Annotated in this window: 6 protein-coding genes and 2 pseudogenes; 7 read left to right on the forward strand and 1 reads right to left on the reverse strand. The window is 69.4% G+C overall.

All coding sequences use genetic code 11. The features are described 5' to 3' along the window. Positions 1-217: pseudogene (locus AC2VOP_RS08130) on the reverse strand (hypothetical protein); the annotation flags it as partial. A 113-nt stretch (positions 218-330) separates the two neighbouring features. On the opposite strand from AC2VOP_RS08130, the gene AC2VOP_RS08135 reads away from it, so the two are divergent. The 7 genes and pseudogenes from AC2VOP_RS08135 to AC2VOP_RS08165 form a co-directional block, all read left to right on the forward strand. Further along, positions 331-582, forward strand: coding sequence for a type II toxin-antitoxin system ParD family antitoxin (locus tag AC2VOP_RS08135; RefSeq protein WP_486960490.1), 252 nt, complete (start codon positions 331-333; stop codon positions 580-582). Next, positions 579-875 (forward strand): type II toxin-antitoxin system RelE/ParE family toxin, encoded by a 297-nt coding sequence (locus AC2VOP_RS08140; protein ID WP_486960491.1) that lies wholly within the window; start codon positions 579-581, stop codon positions 873-875. Before AC2VOP_RS08135 ends, AC2VOP_RS08140 begins: the two co-directional genes overlap by 4 nt. Positions 876-980: 105 nt before the next feature. Then, entirely contained in the window at positions 981-1,160 is a 180-nt protein-coding gene (locus AC2VOP_RS08145) for a hypothetical protein (protein WP_486960492.1), read from the forward strand. A 6-nt stretch (positions 1,161-1,166) separates the two neighbouring features. Then, positions 1,167-1,976: a TlyA family RNA methyltransferase gene (locus AC2VOP_RS08150; RefSeq protein WP_486960493.1), complete on the forward strand. Its 810-nt coding sequence runs from the start codon at positions 1,167-1,169 to the stop codon at positions 1,974-1,976. Then, a complete protein-coding gene (locus AC2VOP_RS08155; RefSeq protein ID WP_486960494.1) occupies positions 1,973-2,905 on the forward strand; it encodes an NAD kinase in 933 nt (310 codons plus the stop codon). The genes AC2VOP_RS08150 and AC2VOP_RS08155 overlap by 4 nt, the downstream gene beginning before the upstream one ends. Before the next feature lie 23 nt (positions 2,906-2,928). Further along, positions 2,929-4,764, forward strand: coding sequence for a DNA repair protein RecN (gene recN / locus AC2VOP_RS08160; RefSeq protein ID WP_486960495.1), 1,836 nt, complete (start codon positions 2,929-2,931; stop codon positions 4,762-4,764). Positions 4,765-4,857: 93 nt separating this feature from the next. After that, a pseudogene (locus AC2VOP_RS08165) lies at positions 4,858-5,140 on the forward strand (putative cytokinetic ring protein SteA); the annotation flags it as partial.

Below are 5,140 nucleotides of genomic sequence, written 5' to 3' on the forward strand. Positions count from 1 at the left end.
CCAACCCCAGCACCCGCTCCAGGCCGGCGGTTAGGGCGTCGAAGGCCCCGGTGACCTCTTCCCGACTACTACCCGAACGCATATTCGAATAGTAGACAGACCCACCGACAAGCGCGGCCGACATCGACAACCCGCTGGTCAGGTAGCCAATGATGCTCTCCGCCACGCACGCCGGCTTGACCGCACCCTCGACCGACACCGTGGTCGACAACCTCACCTGCTATCCGCGGTCAGAGGTCTGCGACTGGGTTTTGGAGTGCCGTCACACCCGCATCAAAGTCCGAAACTCAAGATTTACGCTCGTGTACCAACAATTGGTATTATTCGTTCGTGACGAAGAACACGTCCTTCCTCCTCGACGAGCATCACCGAGCCTTCATCGACGGCGAGATCGCGGCGGGCCGTTATCGGTCAGCCAGTGATGTCATCCGTTCCGCGTTGCGGCTGCTCGAGGATCGCGAAACTCAGCTGCGCGCATTGCGCGAGGCTCTCGAGGCCGGCGAACGTAGCGGCGAGTCGACGCCGTTCGACTTCGACGCCTTCCTCGGCCGCAAGCGGGCCGAGGTCTCGCGTGGTCGGTGAGTAGCCGGTACCTTCTCGCCCCTGCCGCGCAGGCAGACCTGGAACAGATCTGGGATTACACCCATGACCGTTGGGGTACCGACCAGGCCGAGGCGTATCTGCGGGAACTTCGACACGCCGTCGACCGTGCCGCGGCAAATCCGTGGATCGGCAGAGCCTGCGATGAGATCCGCCCCGGCTATCGCAAACTCTCGGCCGGGTCACACACGCTGTTCTATCGGGTCACCGCCGAAGGTGTTATCGACGTCGTGCGCGTCCTGCACCAACGCATGGACGTCGACCGCCACCTCTGACTTTCTCGGCTGCCACCGGTCGTTCCCCCCGTCCGGCCGGCGCCACCTGCACAACGTCCTCAGGCGTGGTCCGACCGCCCCACACCGACTAGCCTCAATGGCGCAATGACTACCACCGAACCCGACCAGATCAAAGCCCGGATCGAGGAGCTGCTCGCCGAGCTGCCCGGTGACGCCGAACTCACCGAATTGCCCGCAACTGCCGACCTCGAGGAGCTGGCCCGCCGTCTGGAGGAAGCCCACGACATGCTGGTGCGCGCGCTGGAATCGGTGGAGAAAGGCTGAGTGCGTGTGCCCCGGCGCGCCCGCGTCGACGCCGAACTGGTCCGGCGCGGACTGGCGCGCTCCCGCGGGCAGGCCGCCGAGTTGATCGACGCCGGTAAGGTCACCGTCGACGGCATCCCAGCGGTCAAGGCGGCCACCGCCGTCACCCCCGCGGCGAATCTCGTCGTCGCCGCCGACGGGGAACGCAGCTGGGTGTCGCGCGGAGCGTACAAGCTCATCGGCGCGCTGGATGCTTTCGGAATCGCCGTGCAGGAGCGGCGTTGCCTGGATGCCGGCGCGTCAACCGGCGGATTCACCGAGGTGCTGCTCGAACGCGGAGCCGCCCACGTGGACGCCGTCGACGTCGGATACGGACAGCTGGCCTGGTCGCTGCGCACCGATCCGCGGGTGAGCGTCCATGAACGAACCAACGTGCGTGACCTGTCGCCGGATGTCATCGCCGGCCCGGCCGAGTTGATCGTCGCCGACCTGTCGTTCATCTCGCTGAAAACCGTGTTGCCCGCGCTGATTGGCTGTGCGTCACCGGACGCCGATATCGTTCCCATGGTGAAGCCGCAGTTTGAGGTGGGGCGAGGGCAGGTGGGCGCCGGCGGGGTGGTGACTGACCCGCAGCTGCGCGCCGCTGCGGTGCTGGCCGTCGCGCACCGCGCCGAGCAGCTGGGGTGGCACAGTGCCGGCGTCATCGCCAGCGCGCTGCCGGGGCCGTCCGGCAATGTCGAATACTTCCTGTGGCTGCGTGCTCTGCCCTGCCACCGGTTGACCGGCGACACGCTGCGCCGAGCCGTGGCCGACGCCGTCGCGAAGGGTCCGCAGTGAGCACCAGAAGCGACAAACGCACCGTTCTGCTGGTGGTCCACACCGGGCGGGACGAGGCGACCGACACCGCACGCCGGGTGGAGAAAGTCCTGGGCGACCACGACGTGGCGTTGCGGGTGCTCTCGGCCGAGGCGGTCAACAAGGGGTCGCTGCACCTGGCGCCCGACGACATGCGCGCGCTGGGCGTCGACATCGAGGTGGTCGACGCGGATCGTCGCGCCGCCGAGGGCTGCGAGCTGGTGCTGGTGCTCGGCGGCGACGGCACGTTCCTGCGGGCGGCCGAACTGGCCCGCGACGCCGACATTCCGGTGCTCGGTGTCAACCTGGGCAGAATCGGCTTCCTGGCCGAAGCCGAGGCCCAGACCATCGACGCGGTGCTCGATCATGTCATCGCCCGCGACTATCGGGTCGAGACTCGCATGACGTTGGACGTGGTGGTGCGGGCAGCCGGCCAGGTCGTCGAGCGTGGCTGGGCGCTCAACGAGGCCAGCATGGAAAAAGCCCCCCGCCTCGGCGTGCTTGGTGTGGTCGTCGAGGTGGACGGCCGGCCGGTGTCGGCGTTCGGCTGCGACGGGGTGCTGGTGTCGACACCGACCGGGTCCACCGCGTACGCGTTCTCGGCGGGCGGCCCGGTGCTCTGGCCCGACCTGGAAGCGATCCTGGTGGTGCCCAACAACGCGCACGCGCTGTTCGGCCGGCCGATGGTGACCAGTCCGAACTCTGTCATCGCGATCGAGGTGGAGACCGGTGGTCACAGTGCGCTGGTGTTCTGCGACGGCCGCCGGGAGATGGTGGTGCCGCCCGGCGGGCGGTTGGAGGTGCGCCGCTCCGACACACCGGTGAAATGGGCGCGGCTGGACAGCGTGCCGTTCACCGACCGATTGGTGCGCAAGTTCCGGCTGCCGGTCACCGGGTGGCGCGGGCAGTAGCGGTCAGTGGCGGAGCTGCGCAGGTGCTGACCGAGATCCGGATCGAATCGCTGGGGGCGATCAGCGCGGCCACCGCCGAGTTCGACCGTGGCCTGACCGTTCTGACCGGCGAGACCGGTGCCGGCAAGACCATGGTGGTGACCGGGCTGCACCTGCTCGGTGGTGCCCGCGCCGACGCCGGCCGGGTGCGCTCAGGTGCGGCCCGTGCGGTGGTGGAAGGCCGCTTCGTCACCGCCGACCTTACAGATTCCGCGGCGGCGCAGATCGAGCAGATTCTGGACGCGTCGGGCGCCGAGCGCGACGAGGACGGCAGCGTGATCGCGTTGCGTTCGGTCAGCGACGACGGGCGCTCGCGGGCCTACCTCGGTGGCCGCGGCGTACCCGCCAAGTCGCTGAACGGTTTCACCGCGGGGCTGCTCACCCTGCACGGCCAGAACGACCAGCTACGACTGATGCGGCCCGAAGAACAGCGGGCAGCGCTCGACAAGTTCGCCGGTGTCGCGCCGCTGCTGGAGCAGTACCAGGCCCTGCATCGCACCTGGCAGTCGACGCGACGTGACCTGGCCGACCGGCGTGGCCGGGCCCGCGAACTCGCCCAGGAGGCCGACCGGCTGAGCTTCGCGCTGCACGAGATCGACGCCGCCGACCCGCAGCCCGGCGAGGACGACGCGCTGGCCGTCGACATCCGGCGGCTCTCCGAACTTGACACGCTGCGCGCGGCGGCAGCCACCACGCGTGCGGCGCTGGCCGGGGTGTCGGACCTAGCAGGCGACCTGGCGGGCGACCTGGTAGGCGAAGAGACGGCGATGGGACCGACGTCGGCCACCGATAGGCTGGGGCAGGCGAAGTCGGCCCTGGACAGCACCGATGACGTCGCGCTGCGGGCACTGGGCGAACAGCTCGGCGAGGCGCTCACGGTGGTCGGCGACGTGGCCCGCGAACTCGGCGGTTACCTCAGCGAGCTGCCCGTTGACGCCGGCGCGTTGGACGCCAAGCTGGCCCGGCAGGCCGAGCTGCGCACGCTGACCCGGAAATATGCCTCCGACATCAGCGGTGTGCTGCAGTGGGCTCGTAATGCCCGCGACCGGTTGGCCCAGCTCGACGTGTCGGAAGAAGCGCTGGGGGAGCTGGCACGCCGCTACGACGAGCTGACCGCTCGGCTGCTGCGGGCCGCCGTCGACCTCAGCGAGGCACGCAACAAGGCCGCGGCCGGGTTGGCCCAGGCCGTCACCGCCGAACTGTCCGGGCTGGCGATGGCCGATGCCGAGTTCACCGTCAAGCTAGCCAACTCGCCAGCGGCCGGTGATGGCTCGGCTGATGAAGCCGCGCTGATGCTGCCGTCGGGTGTGACCGTGCACGCCGGCGCCGACGGCATCGACCAGGTGGAGTTCGGGTTCGCCGCGCACCGGGGAATGACGGTGATGCCGCTGGCCAAGAGTGCCTCGGGGGGCGAGCTTTCCCGGGTGATGCTGGCGCTGGAGGTGGTGCTGGCGACGTCGTCGCCGCACTCGGTGGGTGCCACGATGGTGTTCGACGAGGTCGACGCCGGGGTGGGCGGCCGGGCGGCGGTGCAGATCGGGCGGCGGTTGGCACGGCTGGCCCGTACCCACCAGGTCATCGTGGTGACGCATCTGCCTCAGGTCGCCGCGTACGCCGACGCGCACCTGGTGGTCGACAGCGCCGGGCCCGACGGCGCCAGCGGCGTGCGACCCCTCGACGACGACGATCGGATCGCCGAGCTGGCTCGGATGCTGGCCGGGTTGGGGGAGTCCGACACCGGGCGGGCACACGCGCGGGAACTGCTCGCCGCCGCCCGAAACGACCGGAACGACCGGAAGGACCGGGGGCCAGGCCGATAAACCTCGGGACGCATGTGACAATACGAAATTACTGAGGCTGTTGTTACGGCGCGCCTCCGAGCGTCTGACGGGTTTCCCGGACAGAATCGCCCCATGAGGATGTCTGCGCTGCTGTCCCGTCACACGTCCCGGCCGGGCGTGGTCGGCACCGCTCGGGTCGACCGCGACGTGGACCGTCTGCTACGGCGGGTCGGACGCGGGGACATCGTGGTCCTCGACATCCTCGACTTGGACCGGATCACCGCCGACGCGCTGGTCGACGCCGAGATCGCCGGCGTTGTCAACGCGTCGTCGTCGATCTCCGGGCGCTACCCCAATCTCGGTCCGGAGGTGCTGGTCGGCAACGGCATCACGCTGATCGACGACGCTGGGCCGA

It is taken from the genome of Mycobacterium sp. TH-M106 (genome assembly GCF_057473765.1).

Coding starts and splice junctions, on each gene's coding strand:
- AC2VOP_RS08145 (WP_486960492.1), top strand. CDS start 981: ATGACTACCACCGAACCCGACCAGATCAAAGCCCGGATCGAGGAGCTG.